Source organism: Streptomyces spiroverticillatus (genome assembly GCA_014650415.1).
Taxonomy (GTDB): Bacteria; Actinomycetota; Actinomycetes; order Streptomycetales; family Streptomycetaceae; genus Streptomyces; species Streptomyces spiroverticillatus.
Genome location: BMUX01000006.1, coordinates 66,599 through 85,917, shown reverse-complemented (window position 1 = coordinate 85,917; position 19,319 = coordinate 66,599). Strand labels below are relative to the sequence as shown.

General features: G+C 72.4%; 14 protein-coding genes. 2 read left to right on the top strand and 12 right to left on the bottom strand.

What is annotated here, in order from left to right; genetic code table 11:
• Nucleotides 1-37: 37 nt before the first annotated feature.
• The 9 genes from IE269_RS17610 to IE269_RS17570 form a co-directional block, all read right to left on the bottom strand.
• On the bottom strand, nt 38-2,341 hold the full coding sequence (locus IE269_RS17610) for a xanthine dehydrogenase family protein molybdopterin-binding subunit (protein ID WP_189823959.1): 2,304 nt from the start codon (nt 2,339-2,341) through the stop codon (nt 38-40).
• Nucleotides 2,338-4,587: a 2Fe-2S iron-sulfur cluster-binding protein gene (locus IE269_RS17605; RefSeq protein WP_308436967.1), complete on the bottom strand. Its 2,250-nt coding sequence runs from the start codon at nt 4,585-4,587 to the stop codon at nt 2,338-2,340. The genes IE269_RS17610 and IE269_RS17605 overlap by 4 nt, the downstream gene beginning before the upstream one ends.
• Nucleotides 4,584-5,477, bottom strand: a complete 894-nt coding sequence (locus IE269_RS17600; protein WP_189823958.1) for an FAD binding domain-containing protein — start codon at nt 5,475-5,477, stop codon at nt 4,584-4,586. The genes IE269_RS17605 and IE269_RS17600 overlap by 4 nt, the downstream gene beginning before the upstream one ends.
• Before the next feature lie 414 nt (nt 5,478-5,891).
• Nucleotides 5,892-7,517: a beta-N-acetylhexosaminidase gene (locus IE269_RS17595; protein ID WP_189823957.1), complete on the bottom strand. Its 1,626-nt coding sequence runs from the start codon at nt 7,515-7,517 to the stop codon at nt 5,892-5,894.
• 89 nt (nt 7,518-7,606) lie between these two features.
• Nucleotides 7,607-8,467 carry a carbohydrate ABC transporter permease gene (locus IE269_RS17590; RefSeq protein WP_189824268.1) on the bottom strand — a complete coding sequence of 287 codons (861 nt, stop codon included), beginning with the start codon at nt 8,465-8,467 and terminating at the stop codon, nt 7,607-7,609.
• Between the two features lie 47 nt (nt 8,468-8,514).
• Nucleotides 8,515-9,480, bottom strand: a complete 966-nt coding sequence (locus IE269_RS17585) for a carbohydrate ABC transporter permease (RefSeq protein ID WP_229897928.1) — start codon at nt 9,478-9,480, stop codon at nt 8,515-8,517.
• A gap of 68 nt (nt 9,481-9,548) precedes the next feature.
• On the bottom strand, nt 9,549-10,862 hold the full coding sequence (locus IE269_RS17580) for an extracellular solute-binding protein (protein ID WP_189823956.1): 1,314 nt from the start codon (nt 10,860-10,862) through the stop codon (nt 9,549-9,551).
• A 215-nt stretch (nt 10,863-11,077) separates the two neighbouring features.
• Nucleotides 11,078-11,377 carry a DUF3039 domain-containing protein gene (locus tag IE269_RS17575; RefSeq protein WP_189823955.1) on the bottom strand — a complete coding sequence of 100 codons (300 nt, stop codon included), beginning with the start codon at nt 11,375-11,377 and terminating at the stop codon, nt 11,078-11,080.
• A 40-nt stretch (nt 11,378-11,417) separates the two neighbouring features.
• Complete coding sequence (locus tag IE269_RS17570) at nt 11,418-12,002, bottom strand: YqgE/AlgH family protein (protein WP_189823954.1); 585 nt, start codon at nt 12,000-12,002, stop codon at nt 11,418-11,420.
• A 265-nt stretch (nt 12,003-12,267) separates the two neighbouring features.
• On the opposite strand from IE269_RS17570, the gene murA reads away from it, so the two are divergent.
• The gene (murA, locus tag IE269_RS17565; protein WP_189823953.1) at nt 12,268-13,608 is read left to right on the top strand and encodes a UDP-N-acetylglucosamine 1-carboxyvinyltransferase; all 1,341 of its coding nucleotides are present in this window, start codon (nt 12,268-12,270) and stop codon (nt 13,606-13,608) included.
• 79 nt (nt 13,609-13,687) lie between these two features.
• Here the strand turns inward: murA and IE269_RS17560 are convergent, their stop codons facing one another.
• Nucleotides 13,688-15,229 carry a hypothetical protein gene (locus IE269_RS17560; RefSeq protein ID WP_189823952.1) on the bottom strand — a complete coding sequence of 514 codons (1,542 nt, stop codon included), beginning with the start codon at nt 15,227-15,229 and terminating at the stop codon, nt 13,688-13,690.
• Between the two features lie 905 nt (nt 15,230-16,134).
• Between IE269_RS17560 and IE269_RS17555 the strand changes: the two genes are divergently transcribed.
• Complete coding sequence (locus IE269_RS17555) at nt 16,135-16,773, top strand: HAD family hydrolase (RefSeq protein ID WP_229897929.1); 639 nt, start codon at nt 16,135-16,137, stop codon at nt 16,771-16,773.
• 89 nt (nt 16,774-16,862) lie between these two features.
• On the opposite strand, the gene IE269_RS17550 is transcribed toward IE269_RS17555, so the two are convergent.
• Together IE269_RS17550 and IE269_RS17545 are read right to left on the bottom strand one after the other, a co-directional pair.
• Complete coding sequence (locus tag IE269_RS17550) at nt 16,863-17,144, bottom strand: HU family DNA-binding protein (protein ID WP_003954777.1); 282 nt, start codon at nt 17,142-17,144, stop codon at nt 16,863-16,865.
• A gap of 365 nt (nt 17,145-17,509) precedes the next feature.
• Nucleotides 17,510-18,955 carry an NAD-dependent malic enzyme gene (locus IE269_RS17545; RefSeq protein WP_189823951.1) on the bottom strand — a complete coding sequence of 482 codons (1,446 nt, stop codon included), beginning with the start codon at nt 18,953-18,955 and terminating at the stop codon, nt 17,510-17,512.
• Nucleotides 18,956-19,319: the final 364 nt, after the last annotated feature.

Genomic DNA, 19,319 nt, shown 5'->3' with positions numbered 1-19,319 from the left:
GAGAACTGCCGTACGCGTCTCATGAGTTGCTGCGCGGCTAAGGGTTGCTGACAGCCGCCTGAGGCCTGATCGGCAGCCGGTTGACCGGCCGGCCCGTGGCGGCCCGGACCGCCGAGGCGACCGCGGCGGGCGAGGTGACGACGGGCACCGCACTCGCCGCCTTGGCGCCGAACGGGGCGACGACGTCACGCTCCTCGACCAGCTTGACGATCCGGATGTCCGGGGCGTCCAGGGCCGTCGGCAGGGCGTAGTGCGTGAGGTTGGGATGGCGCACAAGGCCTCGCGGGGTGCGGAGGTTCTCCGTCAGGGCGGCCCCGACGCCCTGGGTGACGCCGGCTTCGATACGGGCGGCGAGCTGTGCCGGATTGAGGACCCGGCCGACGTCCTGGGCGACCGCCATCTCCACGACGCGGATGGAGCCGAGTTCGATGTCGACGTCCACGACCGCGCGGACCGCGCAGAAGGCGAGTCCGACGAAGGCATCGCCCTGCCCGGTTTCGTCCAGGGGTTCGGTGGGGTGCGGGCGGCACTGGGCGGTGGCCCACAGTTCCTTGCCGTCCATGGCCTCGGTGACGGTGGTGCTCAGAACACCGTCGTAGGAGGTGATCTTGCCGTCGGCGATGGAGAGGAGTTCGGTGGACATGCCGAACTTGTGGGCCAGCGGCTGGAGGAGCTGGGTGCGGACCATCTTCGCGGCCCGCTCGACCGCACCGCCGGAGACCCAGGTGTGGCGGCCGTGAGTGGCCGGCCCGGCCGGGGGCTGGTCGGTGTCGACGGAGGCGACGTGCACCTCGTCGATGCCCAGGGTCTCCTGGACGATCTGGCGGGCCAGCGTCGAGAAGCCCTGCCCGGTCTCCACGGCGGCGCAGATGACGGTGGCGATGCCGTCGTGGACCTTCACGGTGGCCGTGGAGACCTCGTCGGCCCCCTCCGCACCGAGCATGTGCACCATGCCCAGGGCGTAGCCGACGCCTCTGCGGACGGCGCTCGGTTCACCCGCTCCCTCAGGACCGCCGGGGAGCAGCCAGCCCTCTTCCGGGGAGTCCTTGGGGAGGGTGGGCAGCGGGAAGTCCCGTACAGCACGCAGGAGTTCGGCGACGGGAGCCGGGCAGGTGACGGTCTGGCCGGTGGGCAGCAGGTCACCGGTGGCCAGGACGTTGCGCATGCGCAGCTCGGCGGGCTCCAGGCCCAGCTTGGCCGCGAGCTTGTCCATCTGGCCCTCGTACGCGGCGCACACCTGGAGGGCGCCCTCGCCGCGGACGTGGCCGGACGGGGGGTTGTTGGTGCGGACGGCCCAGCCCTCGATGAAGGCGTGCGGGACGACATAAGGACCGCAGGCGAAGGACACGGCGGCGGCGAGGGACTCGGACGAGTCGTCGGCGTACGCACCCGCGTCGAGCAGGATCTGCGCCTCGACCTTGACAAGGCGGCCCTCGGCGTCCGCGTGGTGGCGGTAGCGCAGCAGGGTCGGGTGGCGGTGGGCGTGGCCGAGGAAGGACTCCTCACGGGTCGCGGCCAGCTTGACCGGGCAGCCGGTGCGCAACGCCAGCAATCCGAGCGGGAGTTGGAAGCCGGCGTCCTCGCGGTCGCCGGTGGCTCCGGGCACACCGGTGACGACGATCTTCACGCGTTCGCGGTCCAGGCCGAAGCTGGCGGCGGCCAGGTCACGGTCGGTGTGCGGGTCGGTGGAGGCAGTGTAGATCTCGACGCCGCCGTCGGGGCGGGGCACGGCGAGCCCGGCCTCGGCACCGATGGGGGCGGGGTCCTGGCGACCGATCCGGTACAGGCCCTCGACGACGACCTCGCCACTGGCCTCGGGGTCGCCGAAGCTGAGCGGGATGTGCCGGATCAGGTTGCCGTCGGGGTGCAGGGGTTCGGCGGCGAAGGCATGCTCGGGGTCGGTGACCGGTTCGAGGACCTCGTACTCGACGGCGATCGCGGCGGCGGCCAGCCGGGCCGTGTCGGGGTGGTCGGCGGCGACGGCGGCGATCGGCTCGCCGTGGTGGCGGACCAGGTCGTACGCGAAGACCGGGCGGTCGATGACCTTGCGGCCGTAGTGCGGGTCACCGGGGACGTCGGTGTGGGTGACGACGGCACGGACGCCGGGCATGGCTGCCGCGGCGGACGTGTCGACGGAGAGGATCCGGGCGTGCGCGTGCGGGGAGCGCAGGATCGCGGCCCACAGCAGGCCCTCGGCCCACAGGTCGGCCGCGTAGGGGAAGGTGCCCTCGGTCTTGGCGCGGGCGTCGGCTGCGGGGAGCGAGGCGCCGAGGCCGTGGGCGGGCTGTTCCTGCTGCGTGCCGCCGACCGCTGCGGTCGCGGTGGCCGCGTCGTTGCTCACGCCATGCCTCCGTCGTGCGGGTGGTGAAGGGTGTGCTGGGCGCTGCCCGCGCCGGGGGATGCCTGGTGCGGGATGCGGGCCTCGTCCGAGGTGGGGCCGGTGGCGGCGGCTTCGGCGCTGGCTTCGCGTTCGGCGACGACGTCGCGCACGGCCTCCAGGACGCCCCGGTAGCCGGAGCAGCGGCAGAGGTTGCCGCACAGGGCCTGCCGGGTCTCCAGCTCGGTCGGCGCGTGATTGCCTTCGAGCAGGTCATGGACGGTCATCGCCATGCCGGGGATGCAGAAGCCGCACTGGACGGCACCGCAGTTGGCCAGGGCCCGCTGGACGTCGGAGGGTTCGCCGTCGGTGGCCAGGCCCTCGACGGTACGGACCTCGGAGCCGGCGGTGGTGGCCGCGGGGACCAGGCAGGAGGCGACGAGGCGCCCGTCGACCTGGACGGCACAGGCGCCGCACTCGCCCTGGGAGCAGCCGTCCTTGGCGCCGGCGAGGCCGAGGCGCTCGCGCAGTACGTACAGGAGCGACTCGCCGATCCAGGCGTCGGTGACGGGCCGGTCGGCTCCGTTGACCCGCAGCACGTAGGAGGCGCTGGGGTGTTCGCTGGGAGCGTCGTGGAAGGGCGGGGGCTCGTGCGGGGCGGCGTAGGACGGCGCGAAGTCCGGCTCCGGGGAGGGAGCGAGGCCGGAGTCGGGGGCGTACTCGGTGCCGTAGCCGACGGAGGGGTCCGGTGCTGCGGCTGCCGCGGCCTCCGGGTCGGCGGTCGGGTCCTCGGGAGGGGCCTCGGGGCTCGCCGTCGCTTCGCCGGTCGGGGCGTCCGGGGCGGCGGAGGCCTCGGAAGCGGAAGCCTCGGAAGCGACGGCCTCGGAAGCGACGACTTCAGAGGCGGAGGTCTCGTCCGCACCGGGCTCGGGGGAGGCGGGACCGGCGTCTGCCTCGCCTGCGCGGGCCTCCGGGGCGTCCTCTCCGGCGTGGGCGCTGGCCGACTCGGAGGTGTCGGCCTCTGCGCCGAGGTCGGCCGCAGAGGCCGGGGCGTCCGGGGCCGAGGCGGAATCGAGGGACGGGAGGGGCGTTCCGGCTGCGGGGGTGCCGGTCGAGGGCTCCTCCGGTCCCACGAAGGGTCCCGCAGCGGTGGGGTGCGAGCCGTCGCCCGGGACGGGCTCGTCCGCGGAGGTGGCGGTACCGGTGGTGGGCTGAGCCGCCGGAAGGGCCCAGGGTGCGGCGGCACCGCCGGGGAGGGTCGCGGGAGCACCGTGCATCTGCCAGGGCGCCGGAGGCACCGGGCCGCCGGGGGCGGTCCCCTGACCGGACGGGGCGGTCGGCTCGCTGTGCACGCCGTGCTCGCCGTGCACGTCCTGCTCGGCGGACGCATGCGGCGCGCCGTCGGGGAGCGACGCGTCTCCGGCGTGCGGCACGCCCGCGACGCGCGGCACTGCCCCGGTGTCCGGGGTCGGCTGTACGGCCCCGAGGGCCGGGTACTCGCCCGAGTCGTCCCGGGAGTCGTCGTCGGTGAAGGGCATCGCCCACTGGCCCGTGGACGTGCCGACGCCGACGCCGTCGGTGTCGGGGCTTGCACCCTGGCCGGAGGCGGCGGGTCGCGGGTCGGTGGTGGACGGGGTGGTGTCGAGGGCCTCGGTGAAGTTCCACTGGCTGGTGGCACCGGCGTCGTGACCTGCTTCCGGCCAGCCCGGAGCGGCCGACGGCCGGTGGGTCTGCACCCCAGGGACCCCAGGGACCCCAGGGACCCCGAGGACCCCGGCAACACCGGCGGCACCGGAAACGCCTGCATCACCGGGAACACCAGGAACGCCCTGGTCGTGCTCGCCGTGGGCCGACTCGCCGTACCCCGGCGTGCCGTAGGGCTGCTGGCCCTGCCCCTGCCCCAGGCCCTGCCCCTGCCCCTGCGGGGCGTGACCGTGCTGGCCCGGGTTCTGGCCCTGCGGGTCCTGGTAGGGCTGCGGGTCCTCGTGGAGGTGGACGTTCCAGGTCCCGGTCTCCAGGGGGGCCGTGATGTGCGGGGGCACGTAGTCGTGGCCGGGGGCGGCCAGCGGGGTGCCGGTGCTGCTGAAGTCGAAGCCCTCGGGCAGCTGGACGAACGCCGTGGCGTCGGCGTCGTACTCCCCGCCCTGCGGCGTCGGCTGCCAGCCGTGGGAGGTGAGGCCCAACGCCGGGGCGTGCGGCTGCTGGTGGCCGTCGCCACCGGTGTGCTCGGAGTGATCAGTGTGCTCGGTGTGCTCGGTGTTGTCCGTCACGACAGCGCCCTCCCCAGTGCTCGTCGGGCCAGCGCGGCGACCGTGCGCCGCAGGTGCAGTACGGCGGGGGGCAGCGTCGATGCCTCTCCCCCGTCCGCCGGCTGGGGCGGGTCCGGGATGCAGGCGGCGGCGACGTATTCGCCGAACGCCTCGCAGGCCTCCGGGGCGAGGCGGCGCTCGCCGTCCCAGTCGATGAGCGAGGCGATCCACGCCTCGGCCTCCAGCGGGCGCAGCGGCATCTGCGCGATCGCGCCCACCGCGCAGCGCACCCCGCGCCGGGCCGGGTCCAGGACGAGGGCGACCGAGGCCGTGGCGCGGCCGGGGCCGGTGCGGCCGGTGGCCTTGAAGAAGACCTGGGGGGCGTGCAGCAGGGGCGCGCGGACGAAGGCGATGAGCTCGCCGGGTTCCAGCATCGCGCGCCCGGCCAGCAGGTGGGAGACCGGAATGTCGCGCTGCCCGCCGGGGCCCGCGACGACCAGGGTCGCCTCCAGGGCGGCCAGCACCGGCAGGGAGTCGCCGGTCGGGGCGGCGGTGACGATGTTGCCGCCGAGCGTTCCGGCGTTGCGGATCTGCGGCGGGCCCGCGGCGCGGGAGGCGGCGGCGAGGGCGGGGATGAGGGCGGCGAAGTCGGGGCGGCCCATGCGGGCATGGGTGAGTCCGGCGCCGAGGAGGGCGTGCCCGTCCTGGTACTGCCAGCCCCGGATCTCGCTGATCCGGCCGAGGCCGACCAGCCCCGAGGGGCGCAGGTGCCCGGAGTTCACGGCGGCCATCAGGTCGGTGCCGCCCGCGACGGGCACGGCGGCGGGCATGGCGGTGAGAGCCGCCACGGCCTCGTCGAGCGAAGCGGGCAGCGTCACCGACTGCGCCGCCTGCGGTGCGTGCGTGGTCAACCCAGCTGCCCCTTCCCGGTGTCCCGCCTTGTTGCGCCGTACGGTACGTGCTCCCGGCCCGGACGTGGCAACTCTGGCACATCTTCGAATCGGCCCGACGCGAGGGTCCGCCCTGGGACTTCCCACCGCAGGCAGGGGCGCACCGCCCCTTTGGGCCGCTCCTCCCGAAGAGGCCGGATTGACCGCATCAGCACGCTTCGGATCATTCGGGCAACCCCGCACCCTTCAAGGTGGTTGTTCAACATTGCACGGTTTGGGGGTCCGTTGCGCGACCGGCCGTCCCGGACGACGGCAGCGGGAATGCGGTGCCGCCGGCGCAGGAGACCGGTGACGGCGGCACGGGAAAGGCCCCGGGACGGTTCCAGGGAACGGTCCCAGGGCCGGGCGCGTGGGGCGCGCATCTGGCCACGCGGCTCACACGTTTGGGGGCGCCCCCTCGATCGGGCGTCCGATCACTCCAGGGCGCTGCTGATCGGGCCGGGGCCCGGCGGGCGGGCGGTAGTCGACGCCGAGGGCGTCCAGGCGGGCGTAGTGCTCGGTCATCCGGGAGGCGAAGGCGGCGAAGTCCCGTTCGGCCGGGGCGGGCAGGGCCGACCAGGCGACCTCGGCGAAGGCGGCGAGGCGGGGGAAGACCTGGTAGTCGACGCGGCGGCGGTTCTCCATCACCTCGGTCCACACGTTGGCCTGGGTGCCCAGGACGTGCCGGGCCTCCTCGGCCGAGAGCTCCGGCGGGACGGGCTCGAAGCGGTAGACGTCCTCCAGGGTGCGGACGTAGCCGATGGGCATCGGTTCGTCGGGGCCGCCGTGCTGGCGGTGGTCCAGGTAGACCTGCTGCTCGGGGCACATCACCACGTCGTGGCCGGACTTGGCGGCGGCGATGCCGCCCCGGTAGCCCCGCCAGGAGGACACCGCTGCGCCGGGGGCGAGGCCGCCCTCCAGGATTTCGTCCCAGCCGATCAGACGGCGGCCGCGCTCGGCGAGCCAGGTGTCGAAGTGCCGGATGAACCAGGACTGGAGCTCGTCCTCGTCGGCCAGGCCGAGTTCCTTGATCCGGGCCTGCGCGGTCGGCGACTGCTTCCACTGGTCCTTGGGGGCCTCGTCGCCGCCGATGTGCACGAACTGCGAGGGGAAGAGGGCGAGTACCTCCTCGAAGACCTCCTCGTAGAAGCGCAGGACGCCGTCGGTCGGGGCGAGGATGTTGGGGTTGATGCCCCAGGTGTCCCAGACGCCCAGCGCCGAGGTGTCGACGACGTCGGTGTTGCCGAGTTCCGGGTACGCGGAGATCGCGGCCTGCGAGTGGCCCGGGATGTCGATCTCGGGGACGACGGTGATGTGCCGGGCGTGGGCGTAGGCGACGATCTCGCGGATGTCGTCCTGGGTGTAGTAGCCGCCGTGCGGGGTGTCGTTCCACAACTCCGACGCCCGGTGCCCCCACTTGGAGCGCGGCCGCCAGGAGCCGACCTCGGTGAGACGGGGGTGGCGCTTGATCTCGATGCGCCAGCCCTGGTCGTCGGTGAGGTGGAAGTGGAAGACGTTCAGCTTGTGCGCGGCGAGCAGGTCGAGGTAGCGCAGGACGTCGTTCTTCGGCATGAAGTGCCGGGCCACGTCCAGCATCATGCCGCGCCAGCCGAAGCGCGGCGCGTCCTCGATGCGCTGGTACGCAAGCACCGCCTCCGCCGCCGCGACCGGCGCGCTGCGGAACGCCTCCGCCCCCAGGAGCTGCCGGAGCGTCTGAGCACCCCAGAAGACACCGGCCGGGCCGCCACCGGTGAGGTGCACGGCCTCGTCGGGGCCGATGTCCAGCCGGTACGCCTCCGCCGCCAGCGACTCGTCCAGCGACAGCCGTACGGTCGCCTCCTCGGCCCGCGCCGCCGGGTCCAGCGGCAGGCCGAACGCGGCACCGAGCGCTCCGCGCAGCCAGCGCGCGGTGTCCTCGGTGCCGGGGGCCGCGTGCACGGTGGCCGCCGCGTCCAGCCGTACCGCGCCCTCGGGGGACTGCCGTACCGCCACCGGGGCCGGTATCAGGTCCGCCACGTCCATCACTCCCATTCAGTCCCGTGCGGGACATCGGTCCGTCAGCCAGTCCCCTGCGGGACATCGGTCCTTCGGCCCCGTGCGGGGCGTCCGGTTCAGTCCTTGACCGCTCCGCCCAGTCCGGAGACCAGGCGTCGTTGTACGAGTACGAAGAAGACGAGCACCGGAACGGTCATCACGGTCGAGGCTGCCATGATCCCTCCCCAGTCGTTCTCGTCGGGCTTGAAGAAGACCAGCAGCGCCATCGGCAGCGTCGACTGCGAGACGTCGCTGATCAGGAAGGTCTTCGCGAAGAGGAAGTCGTTCCAGGTCGAGATGAAGGAGAAGACGCTCGTCGCGACCAGGCCCGGGAAGACCAGCGGGAAGAGGATCTGCCACAGGAACCGGGTCCGGGACGCCCCGTCCAGGTAGGCCGCCTCCTCCAGCGCCTCCGGCACCGCCTTCACGAACCCGCGCAGCATCCACACCGCGAAGGGAAGGGAGAAGGCCAGGTGCGGGAGGATCAGCGAGCCGAGGGTGTTGAGCTGCCCGAAGTCCCGCATCAGGAAGAAGAGGGGGATCGTCAGCGCCTCGACCGGCACCATCTGTGCCACCAGGAACATGATCAGCAGCGTGGTGCGGAACCGGAAGCGGAACCGGGTCACCGCGGTCGCCGCCAGGAACGCGATCAGCGCGGAGAGCACCACCACCGAGCCCGCCACCAGCAGGCTGTTGAGGAAGTACCGCCCGAAGTCCTCCTGTGCGAAGACCCGCCGGAAGGAGTCCAGGGAGGGCGACAGCGTCCAGGGCTTGGCCTCCGTCGACTGCACCTCCCCGGCCGGCTTGAACGCCGACAGCACCATCCAGTACAGCGGGAATGCCACCACGACGGCGATCAGCAGCGCCGACGCCTCGGCGAGCAGCCGCCACGGCCGCCGTATCCGGAACCGACGCCGCCCGGAACGTCCCCCGGACACCTCGCCGGTCGCCCCGGCCGTCACCCCCGAAGGCACCTCAACCGCGCTCACAGCTCTTCCCCCTGACGCCTCATCAACCGCAAGTACACGAGCGTCACCGCGAGCAGGATCAGCAGCATCACGACGCCGATCGCCGAGCCGAGGCTGTACTGCGAGGAGGCGAAGGCCTTCTGGTACGCGTACACGTTCAGCACGAGGTTCTGGCCCGCGATGCCGCCGCCGCCCGTCATGACGTAGATCTGGGTGAAGACCTTGAAGTCCCAGATGATCGACTGGATGGTGACCACAACCAGGATCGGCCGCAGCATCGGCGCCATGACGGAGCGCCAGATCTTCCACTGCGACGCCCCGTCCAGCGCCGCCGCCTCCAGCACCTCGCCCGGGATCGCCCGGATCCCCGCGTACACGGTGACCATCACGAACGGGAAGGAGCACCAGACCACTTCGAGCAGGACGAGCGCGAAGGCGCTGTAGCGGCCGTACGTCCAGGAGAAGTCGCCGAGGCCCAGGAGCCGGTTGACGGGCCCGTAGTCCGGGTCGAAGAGGAACACCCACACCGTGGAGCCGGTGATCGCGGGCGTCGCCCACGCCCCCAGCGCCGCCAGCATCAGCGCGAGCCGGGGCAGCGCCCGCACCCGCGTCAGCAGGACGGCCAGCGCGCACCCGACCGCGAGGGTCGTGACGACGCACGCGGCGGCGAAGGCCACCGTCGCGCCCAGCACCTGCCAGAACTGCCCGTCGCCGAAGAGCGCCGCGTAGTTGCCGAAGCCCTGGAAGGTGGTGGGTTCGCCGCCGCTGACCTGGGCCTGGGTGTATTCGAGGAACGAGATCAGGCCAAGTTGGTAGATCGGGTAGAGGAGGAGCGCCGCGAGGACGACCAGGGCGGGGGCCAGGTAGAGCCACGGCGTCCACCCGGCACGCCCGCGCGGCGAGCGCGCCGGGCCACGGCGCGAGGACCCGCGGCCCGACGCCCCGCCCCCGCGCCCCGCCGGAGCGGACCCGCGCTTGCCCACCGAAGCCGAATCCGACCCCGCTCCGGGCCCCGACCCCGGCCCCGCAGGCGCGGTCACAGGTACGGAACTCACTTGGCCGCCGCTCCGAACGCCTCGTCCATCTTCTTCGCCGCCTCGTCGGACGCCTTCGCCACGTCACTCTTGCCGCTGACGATCTGCTGGAACATCGTCGGCAGCACGAGCGAGGCGTCGATCTGCCCCCAACCGGGCGACGCGGGAACGAACTTGGTGCCCGCGCCGAGCGTCTTCACGAAGGGCGCCACGAACGGCTCCTTCTTCGCCGCCGCCTCCCGCACGTCGTTGAAGGTCGGCAGGAAGCCCATCGCGTCGAAGAGTTCGCCCTGGGTCTTCTTCGAGGTCAGCGATTTCATCAGGTCGACGGCGAGCGTGCGGCGCGAAGTGGACTTCATGACGCCGATGTTGTTGCCGCCCGCGAACGCCGGCGCGACGGAGCCCTTCTCGATGCCCGGCAGCGGTACGACCGCGTACTTGCCCTTCACCGGGCCCGCCTCGACGGCCGCATGGCTGAAGTCGCCGCCGATCGACATGGCCGCCTTGCCGGCCGCGAAGGCGGTGATGGTGTCGTTGCCGCCCATCTTGGCGCATTTGGCGGCCGGGCAGTTGTCGTCGCCGAAGAGCGAGGTGTAGGCGGTGATGCCCTTGCGAGCGGCCTCGCTGTTGATGGCGGCCTTGTACGAGGAGCCGCTCCCGGTGGCAATTTCGCCGCCGTTCGCCCAGACGAAGGGCATCGCGCCGTAGGTGTACGCGCCGCCGACGGCCAGCCCGTACATGTCCGGCTTCGCCTTGTGCAGCGCCTTGGCGGCGGTGATCAACTCGGCCTGGGTCGTCGGCACTTCGACCTTGGCCTCCTTGAGGACGTCGGTGCGGTAGTACAGCGCGCGCACGCCCACGAAGAGCGGCGCGCCGTACACCTTGCCGTCGACGGTGACGGACTGCTTGGCCGTGGGGTCGGTGTCCTTCGCCTCGGCCCACGCCCCGAACTCGGCGCTCACGTCGGCCAGTCCGCCGTCGCGGACGTATCCGGCGGTGTCGGTGTTGCCGTACTCGATCACGTCGGGGGCGCTCTTCGGGTCGTTGAAGGCGGCCTTGATGCGCTGGGCGCGGGTGTCGACGGGTATGTACTCCACCTCCACCTTCGTGCCCGCGTGGGCCTTCTCGAAGGCGGCCACCGCGGAGTCCACGACCTTCTTCTTGGGGCCGTTGGAGACCTCCTGGAACAGCCAGACCCGGAGCGTGCCGCTCTTCTCGTCGCTCTTGGCGCCGCCTCCGCCGGAGGTCTGCGGGGCGCAGGCGCTCGCCGCCAGCACACCGGTCAGGACAAGTGCCGCCGCGGGCAGGGAAGTTCGGACGATGCGCTTCATGTACGGAAACCCCTGTCGAGTAAGCGCCGTTGCATTCTCTGCAACGCACGTTTCGTACTGCACAACACAACAGGCAGGAGACTAGGCGGCCCCCCGGGCCCGAACAACCCCCGAACACAAACGCGCACGCCCCGGACGCAAAACAGCCCCCTCACGGCGCGCGTCAACGCACCGTGAGGGGGCTGCCCTCAACGATCAGAAATCAGAACGAGGGGCTACTTCTTGTCGCCCTTGCCGTCCTTACCGCCCTTGCCACCCTTGTCGCCAAGGGATTCGAAGATCTCCTTGCACATCGGGCAGACCGGGTACTTCTTCGGGTCGCGGCCCGGGACCCACACCTTGCCGCAGAGCGCCACGACGGGAGTGCCCTCCAGGGCGCTCGCCATGATCTTGTCCTTCTGGACATAGTGGGCGAACCGCTCGTGGTCCCCGTCGCCGCGCGACGTCTGCGGAACCGGCTCGACAAGTGTCCCCGTACCTGCCCCGCGCTCGGGCTCGGGCTCAAGAGTGCTCATACGGGCCAAGGGTACAAGGCCACCCGGAAGCCGACCCGCCCTAGTTCAGCGAAGGATCGTCCGGATACGTCGCGATCATCGCCAGCCCGCTGCGCTGCCGCCGCAGCACCTCCCGCCACAGCCCCTCCGGCCGCGGCGAGGACACGTCCCCGGGCTCCGACTCGACGACGTACCAGGCCCCCTCGTTCAGCTCGTCCTCCAGCTGACCCGGCCCCCACCCCGCGTACCCCGCGAAGATCCGCAGCGAGCCGAGCGCGGCGGCCAGCAGCTCCGGCGGCGCGTCCAGGTCGACGAGACCGATCGCCCCGTGCACCCGCCGCCACCCCATGGGCCCCACCCCCACGCGCCTGCCCACCGGGTCCGCGCCGGGCACCACCGCCACCCCCAGCGCCGAGTCCTGCGAGACCGGCCCGCCCCGGAAGACCACCCCGGGCGCGCCCGCCAGCTCGGCCCAGGGCGCGAGGATCTGGTCGACCCCCACCGCCGTGGGCCGGTTCAGCACCACGCCGAGCGAGCCCTTGTCGTCGTGGTCGATGAGCAGCACCACGGCACGGTCGAAATTCGGGTCCGCGAGTGCCGGGGTCGCCACCAGCAGCCGCCCTGTGAGCGAGGACACCTCCGTCATGCGGCACATGATCCCGCAGTTTCGCCCTCTGCGGGGAGTCCGTGACAGCCCGAACAGGTCCCCAGCTCAGGGCGCACGGCAGCAACGGGAGCGCGCACGCCCGAACACAACCGGACCGTAACCCTCCGCTGATGCCCGTAAAACAGAGCGTGTTGTGGCGAATTCATGACGTACGTCCACCCCGTTCACACACGCTGAACGGGGGCATCAGCCCATTACCCTTTCCTCTTGGCCCCCTGCCCGACGATTCCGGAACGCGAGATACATGACCGGCACTGACGATGTACTGCTTGTCCACGGCGGCACTCCGCTGGAGGGCGAGATCCGCGTCCGCGGCGCCAAGAACCTCGTCCCCAAGGCGATGGTCGCGGCCCTCCTCGGCAGCGGTCCGAGCAGACTGCGCAACGTGCCCGACATCCGCGACGTACGCGTCGTACGCGGGCTCCTCCAACTGCACGGCGTCACGGTCCGCCCCGGCGAGGAGCCGGGCGAGCTGATCCTGGACCCCTCGCACGTGGAGTCGGCGAACGTCGCCGACATCGACGCGCACGCGGGCTCCTCGCGCATCCCGATCCTCTTCTGCGGCCCGCTGCTGCACCGTCTGGGCCACGCGTTCATCCCGGGTCTGGGCGGCTGCGACATCGGCGGGCGCCCCATCGACTTCCACTTCGAGGTGCTGCGCAAGTTCGGCGCGACCATCGAGAAGCGGGCGGACGGCCAGTACCTGGAGGCCCCGCAGCGCCTGCGCGGCTGCAAGATCCGCCTCCCGTACCCCTCCGTCGGCTCCACCGAGCAGGTCCTGCTCACCGCCGTCCTCGCCGAGGGCGTCACCGAGCTGTCCAACGCGGCCGTCGAGCCCGAGATCGAAGACCTCATCTGCGTCCTGCAGAAGATGGGCGCGATCATCTCGATGGACACCGACCGCACCATCCGCGTCACCGGCGTCGACAAGCTCGACGGCTACACGCACCGCGCGCTCCCGGACCGCCTCGAAGCGGCCTCCTGGGCCTCGGCCGCGCTCGCCACCGAGGGCAACATCTACGTGCGCGGCGCCCAGCAGCGCTCGATGATGACCTTCCTCAACACCTACCGCAAGGTCGGCGGCGCCTTCGAGATCGACGACGAGGGCATCCGCTTCTGGCACCCGGGCGGCGCGCTCAAGTCCATCGCGCTGGAGACCGACGTCCACCCCGGCTTCCAGACCGACTGGCAGCAGCCCCTGGTCGTGGCCCTCACCCAGGCCACCGGCCTCTCCATCGTCCACGAGACGGTCTACGAGTCCCGCCTCGGCTTCACCTCCGCCCTCAACCAGATGGGCGCGCAGATCCAGCTCTACCGCGAGTGCCTCGGCGGCTCCGACTGCCGCTTCGGCCAGCGCAACTTCCTGCACTCCGCGGTCGTGAGCGGCCCCACCAAGCTCCAGGGCGCCGACCTCGTCATCCCCGACCTGCGCGGCGGCTTCTCGTACCTGATCGCGGCCCTCGCCGCACAGGGCACGAGCCGCGTGCACGGCATCGACCTGATCAACCGCGGCTACGAGAACTTCATGGAGAAGCTCGAAAAGCTCGGCGCGAAGGTCGAACTGCCGGGCGGCGCGCTCGTCTAGTACCTCGTCTCGTACGTCCCTGGGGGCGCCCCGCGCGACAAGCGGCGGGCGCCCCCAGCGGCGTATCAGCACCCCGTACTCAGTACCCCGTCCGCGTCCCCGGCGGACTCGGCAGGTCGATCCCGAACCGGTTCACCCGGTACGTGCAGTGCGTGTACCGGTACCCCGGCCGCACCGAGCTCTCCAGCACGCCCTCGCTCTCCCCCTGGCCGCCCTCCGGCTTCGCCAGGAAGTAGTACGTCCCGGCGGGCAGCGACAGCCGGTGCTTGGGGTACGACTTCCGCCCGTCCTTGCAGGCGGAGCCCTGCGCCGCCGCCCGGGTGCTGTACGACGTGCAGTCCGCGCAGCGCGGCATGGTGAAGCTCCCGGTCACCGGCCCGGTGTAGAGGATCACGGTGGGCCGTGTGGAGTCGTTGCTGACCACGTACGGCATCCTCGCCCCGCCCGGTGCCCGCTCCGGCGGCAGCCCGGCCCCCGCCGCCGGGCGCGCCGCGGCGATCTCGGCGGCGATGGCGACGGTGCGGGCCCGCCCGGCGTTCGGGCTGCTGCCGTAGGTGTCGGCGAAACCGGTCAGGGTCGTGCGCGCCCTGGCGAAGTCCTTGTCCTCGAACTGGTCGAGCCCGCACTCCCAGGTGCCCGCCTCGACGGCGGAGTCGGCGTCGCCGCGCAGCGAGGTCGCGGTGGTGCCGGGCAGCCCCGACGCGGTCGTACGGATGCGCTCCAGCTCGGCGGAGACCGGGCACGGGTCCTGGCCGCCCAGGCTCTTCCTGCGGTCGGCGATCCTGGCCCGCACCCCCGACTCCACCCGCCCGGCCTGCGGCGACTCGGGGAAGGTGGCCATCAGCTCGCCCAGCTCCCCGCCGCCGGAGGTCCCCAGCCCCTGCATCCCGCAGTCGTACAGCGCCGTGGCCAGCCGCGCGTCGGGCCACGCGGCGAGGCCGTCGACCGCGCCCACGTCGATCCGTCCCGGTACGGTGCGCAGGTGCTTCAGCGGCTCGACGGCAGTGCAGCGCTCGCCCTTCTCGTACGGAGCGCCGACCGCCCTGTAGTACGCGGAGAGCCGACGGGGCACCAGCTCGGCGGCCCGTGAGTGCGGGTGGTCGTCGACGAGCCGCCCGTACGCCGCGAGTGCCGCCTCGTACTCGCCCTTCCCCTGCGCGAAGCTGCCCGCCGCCGCCTTCGCCACCCGCGCGTCCGCCTCCGCGAGCCGCCCCAGCAGCATGTCCTGCACGGCCTCCTCCTGCGCGCCCCGGTAGAGCACCGTCCCGGTCGCGGGCAGCGCCAGCAGTACGACGCCGAGCGCCAGGGCCACGTACGGCTTCACCGGCAGCGGCCGCCGCGCCCGCAGCCCGCGCCGCGCCCCGTCCAGCCCGGCCAGCACCAGCAGCGCGAGGTACCCCAGCACGACCCACCCCGACACCCCGTCCACGTCGGCGGGCAGGGCGTACACCAGCAACCCGGCCGTCGCGGCCAGGCACACCCCGGCGAGCGGCCACTGCCGCAGGAGTACGTATCCGAGCCCGAGCCCCGAAAGATTCAGCAACCCGGCCCCGACCGCCCGCCCCGCGTCCGCCTCCGGCGGCGGCCCCACCTCCGGCGGCCTGCTCGGCGGCGGAGGCACCGGCCCGTACCCGATCGGCCCGGGCGGCGGCCCGTATCCCGCAGGAGGAGGCCCCGCAGGCGGAGGCGGCCCGAACCCGGAGGAGGCACCCCCGGGCCCGTCGGGATACGGACCCGCACCGGTACCGGGCGGCGACCCGGCAGGCGGCCCCCCAGGCACACCCGGCGGCGGCCCGAACCCGGCAGGATCCCCGGGCCCACCGGGATGCGCCCCCGCACTACCGCCCGACGGCGACCCGACGGACGACCCGACGGCCGACCCGACGGCCGACCCGACGGACGACCCGGCCCCCGACGCCCCGTCAGCCCCCGCTCCCCGCCCGGGACTCGCCGTCTCCCTCGCGCTCTCCACCCCCGCCGGCAGCGGCGGCGGCTCCGAGGCCTGCGCCGACTGCGGCCCCCGCTCGGCCGCCGACTGCGTCGCCCCGGCCGGCGCACCGGAAACCACCGGCCCCGACTCCCCCCGAGGCCCCGCGTCCTCGACCGCGTCCCTCGGCTCCCGCGGATCCCACCGGCCCCCGGACTCCACCGCGTCCCGCACCTCCCGCGGGTCCCGGTCCCCGTCCCGCGGGCCCCGGCCGCCGTCGTCGCGCGAACGATCCCCTGCCCCCATGCCGCCCCCCGGCGCTAGCACGTCCGCACGCCGGTTCACCCCGCCCGGCGCGCGAGTCGGGGGCACATGAGGCGTCCCCGGTCCGGTCCACGATCCAGCGCCCCAGGGGCTCCGTCAACGCCCCCGGGCACTTGGGGCGCGCCCCGCCGCCCCAGCGTCCCCGGCAGGCGCTCAGGGCCCACCGGCAACCTCCTGCGGCCAACCCCTTGCCCCGTACACCCACCAAGTGTTCACGTGGCCCCGGCACACTGCGCGCACCGATCACGCATCCGCAGCAACCCGAGAGGCCGCCCATGACCCTGCCCGCACTCCCCCGCCCCGCCGCCCTGCTCTGCGACATGGACGGCACCCTCGTCGACACCGAGCACCAGTGGCTGGAGGTGGTCGCCGCCCTGCTGGAGGAGCACGGCATCGAGCCCGCGCCCGAGGTGCTGGCCCCCTTCGCCGGGGCCGCCATCGACACCGCCGCCGCACTCTTCGCCGACCGGCACGGCGTCCTGGGCACGGCGGAGCGCCTGGACCGGGAGTTCACGGAGCTGGTGGCGGCCGGGGTGAGCGTCCAGCCGGGCGCGATGCGCCTCCTGGACCGGGCCCGGGAGCTGGGGATCCCCGTCGCCCTGGTCACCGCGTCCGAGCGGAAGGTCGCGGACCTGGTGCTGAAGGGACTGGGCGCGGAACGCTTCGCCGCCTCCATCACGCAGGGCGAGACGGAGCGCGGCAAGCCCCACCCGGACCCGTACCTGGCCGCCGCGAGGGCGCTCGGCGCGGACCCGGCGGAGTGTCTGGCCGTGGAGGACACCCCCACGGGCGCCCAGGCGGCGCTGGCGGCGGGCTGCAGGCTCCTGGCGGTCCCGTCGGTGCCCGGGATCGAGCCGGGGCCCAGGACGTACCTGTACGCCTCCCTGGAGGACGTACACATCGCAGACAGCTAGACGGCACCCGGACACACCACAGGGGGCGCCCGTCCGTCGTATTCCGGACGGCCGCCCCCTGAAGGTTCAGCCTGTGTCGCCTGGGGGTGTTACTTGCCCTTGGCGGCTTCCTTGAGCTTGGAGCCCGCGGAGACCTTCACGCTGTAACCGGCCGGGATCTGGATCGGGTCGCCGGTCTGCGGGTTACGAGCGGTACGAGCGGCACGGTGGGTGCGCTCGAAGGTCAGGAAGCCGGGGATGGTGACCTTCTCGTCGCCCTTGGCGACGATCTCGCCGACGGTCTCGGCGAGCGCGGCCAGCACGGCGTCGGCGTCCTTGCGGGTCACCTCGGCGCGGTCGGCCAGGGCGGCCACCAGCTCACTGCGGTTCATGTTGTTACTCCCGTGTTCTTCTTGCCTGTGAGGCGTGCCACGCGGCGGAGCCGCATGTTGGGGCACAGCGAAGCCGATGCTGCCAGGGCTCTAGGACAGTCCCCGGACCGGGTCTGGTGTTCAGACCCTCGCGCCCGGTTACGCATCCTGCCCCCACCAGCGGCGGGAAAGCCAATCCGGCACCCGGCAGAGTCACCCGAAGGTCACCAGGAGAGCGTCACTGCCTCGTGTCGTGACGCTCCGTCGACTTCACTGTCGCGGACTGCTTACGGGCCGCGGCCCCCGGGACGACCGGGTTCCGCAGGCTCATTGCCCGCCACCCTAGAGGTGCCCCGGATACGCCGCGACCCGCGACGCGCCGCGCGTCAGGCGGACGTGGGACCCGTCACAGTCGCGCCCGCGGCCTTGGCGGCGGTGCGGACGGCGCCCGCCACGGCACCCGCGACCTTGTCGTTGAAGACCGACGGGATGATGTAGTTCGGGTTCAGCTCGTCCTCGGTGACGACGTCGGCCAGCGCGCTCGCGGCGGCCAGCATCATCTCCGTGTTGACGGTCCGCGACTGCGCGTCCAGGAGGCCGCGGAAGACGCCGGGGAAGACCAGCACGTTGTTGATCTGGTTCGGGAAGTCCGAGCGGCCGGTGGCCACAACTGCCGCCGTCTGACGGGCGATTGAGGGCTCGACCTCCGGGTCGGGGTTGGCCAGCGCGAAGACGATGGAGCCCTCCGCCATGGCGGCCACGTCGTCACCGTTGAGGACGTTCGGGGCGGAGACGCCGATGAAGACGTCGGCACCGACGACGGCCTCCTTGAGGGTGCCCGTCACCCCTTCGGGGTTGGTGTTGTCGGCGATCCAGCGCAGCGCGGCGCCGCCGGCACCGGGAGCGTCGGCGGAGACCAGGTCCTCGCGCCCGGCGTGCACCACGCCGTGGATGTCGGCGACGACGGCGTGCTTGACGCCCGCCGCGATGAGGAGCTTGAGGATGGCCGTACCGGCGGCGCCGGCGCCCGACATGACGACGCGGACGTCACCGATGGACTTGCCGACGACCCGCAGTGCGTTCGTCAGTGAGGCGAGGACCACAATCGCGGTGCCGTGCTGGTCGTCGTGGAAGACCGGAATGTCCAGGGCCTCGCGCAGCCGGGCCTCGATCTCGAAGCAGCGCGGCGCGGAGATGTCCTCCAGGTTGATGCCCGCGAAGCCGGGGGCGATGGCCTTGACGATGGAGACGATCTCGTCGGTGTCCTGGGTGTCCAGACAGATCGGCCAGGCGTCGATGTCGGCGAAGCGCTTGAAGAGGGCCGCCTTGCCCTCCATGACCGGCATGGCGGCCATCGGGCCGATGTTGCCCAGGCCCAGCACCGCGGAGCCGTCGGTGACGACCGCGACGGTGTTGCGCTTGATGGTGAGGCGGCGCGCATCCTCGGGGTTCTCGGCGATGGCCATGCAGACGCGGGCGACGCCCGGCGTGTAGATCATCGAGAGGTCGTCACGGTTGCGGATGGGGTGCTTGGACGCCATCTCGATCTTGCCGCCGAGGTGCATCAGGAACGTACGGTCGGAGACCTTCCCGAGCACGACCCCCTCGACGCCGCGCAGCTTCTCGACGATCTCGTCGGCGTGCGAGGTCGAGGTGGCGGCGATCGTGACGTCGATCCGCAGCTTCTCGTGGCCGGATGCGGTGACGTCGAGGCCGGTCACGGAGCCGCCGGAGGCTTCGACGGCCGAGGTGAGCTGGCTGACCGAGGTGCCGCTCGCGGGCACCTCCAGTCGGACCGTCATCGAGTACGAGACGCTGGGCGCCGTTGCCATGGCCGACTTCCTCTGCTTTCCCTAGCTTCATTGCTACGCCGCTCCGGTCCGAAACCGGGCAACGCAGTCCGATCGTCGCACCTACCGGCGGGTAGCAGGTAATGGGCGCTTCATTTTCGGAAACTGTTTTCCACCATACGAGAACCTGCCCTCTGGCGGAAGCCCCAAAAAAAGAGGTCCGGAGTGCTCAAAAGAGCGCTCCGGACCTCTTCCTCAACAGTCAAGCGACACCGGCCCGCCATGCTCGCCTCGCGGCAAGTGGTCGCTCGAAGCGACTAAGGTTGGGCCCGGGGGCTTGGATCGAGCCGGTGTCACATTCGAGACTAACAAACCCTCCACGGAAGTGATTCCCAGTAGGGCAGTT

What these genes read in the sequence shown, in the direction of transcription:
- IE269_RS17595 (WP_189823957.1), bottom strand. Translation starts at nt 7,517, where the DNA reads ATGGACGTGGCGGACCTGATACCGGCCCCGGTGGCGGTACGGCAGTCC.
- IE269_RS17580 (WP_189823956.1), bottom strand. Translation starts at nt 10,862, where the DNA reads ATGAAGCGCATCGTCCGAACTTCCCTGCCCGCGGCGGCACTTGTCCTG.
- IE269_RS17575 (WP_189823955.1), bottom strand. Translation starts at nt 11,377, where the DNA reads ATGAGCACTCTTGAGCCCGAGCCCGAGCGCGGGGCAGGTACGGGGACA.
- IE269_RS17570 (WP_189823954.1), bottom strand. Translation starts at nt 12,002, where the DNA reads ATGACGGAGGTGTCCTCGCTCACAGGGCGGCTGCTGGTGGCGACCCCG.
- murA (WP_189823953.1), top strand. Translation starts at nt 12,268, where the DNA reads ATGACCGGCACTGACGATGTACTGCTTGTCCACGGCGGCACTCCGCTG.
- IE269_RS17555 (WP_229897929.1), top strand. Translation starts at nt 16,135, where the DNA reads ATGACCCTGCCCGCACTCCCCCGCCCCGCCGCCCTGCTCTGCGACATG.
- IE269_RS17550 (WP_003954777.1), bottom strand. Translation starts at nt 17,144, where the DNA reads ATGAACCGCAGTGAGCTGGTGGCCGCCCTGGCCGACCGCGCCGAGGTG.
- IE269_RS17545 (WP_189823951.1), bottom strand. Translation starts at nt 18,955, where the DNA reads ATGGCAACGGCGCCCAGCGTCTCGTACTCGATGACGGTCCGACTGGAG.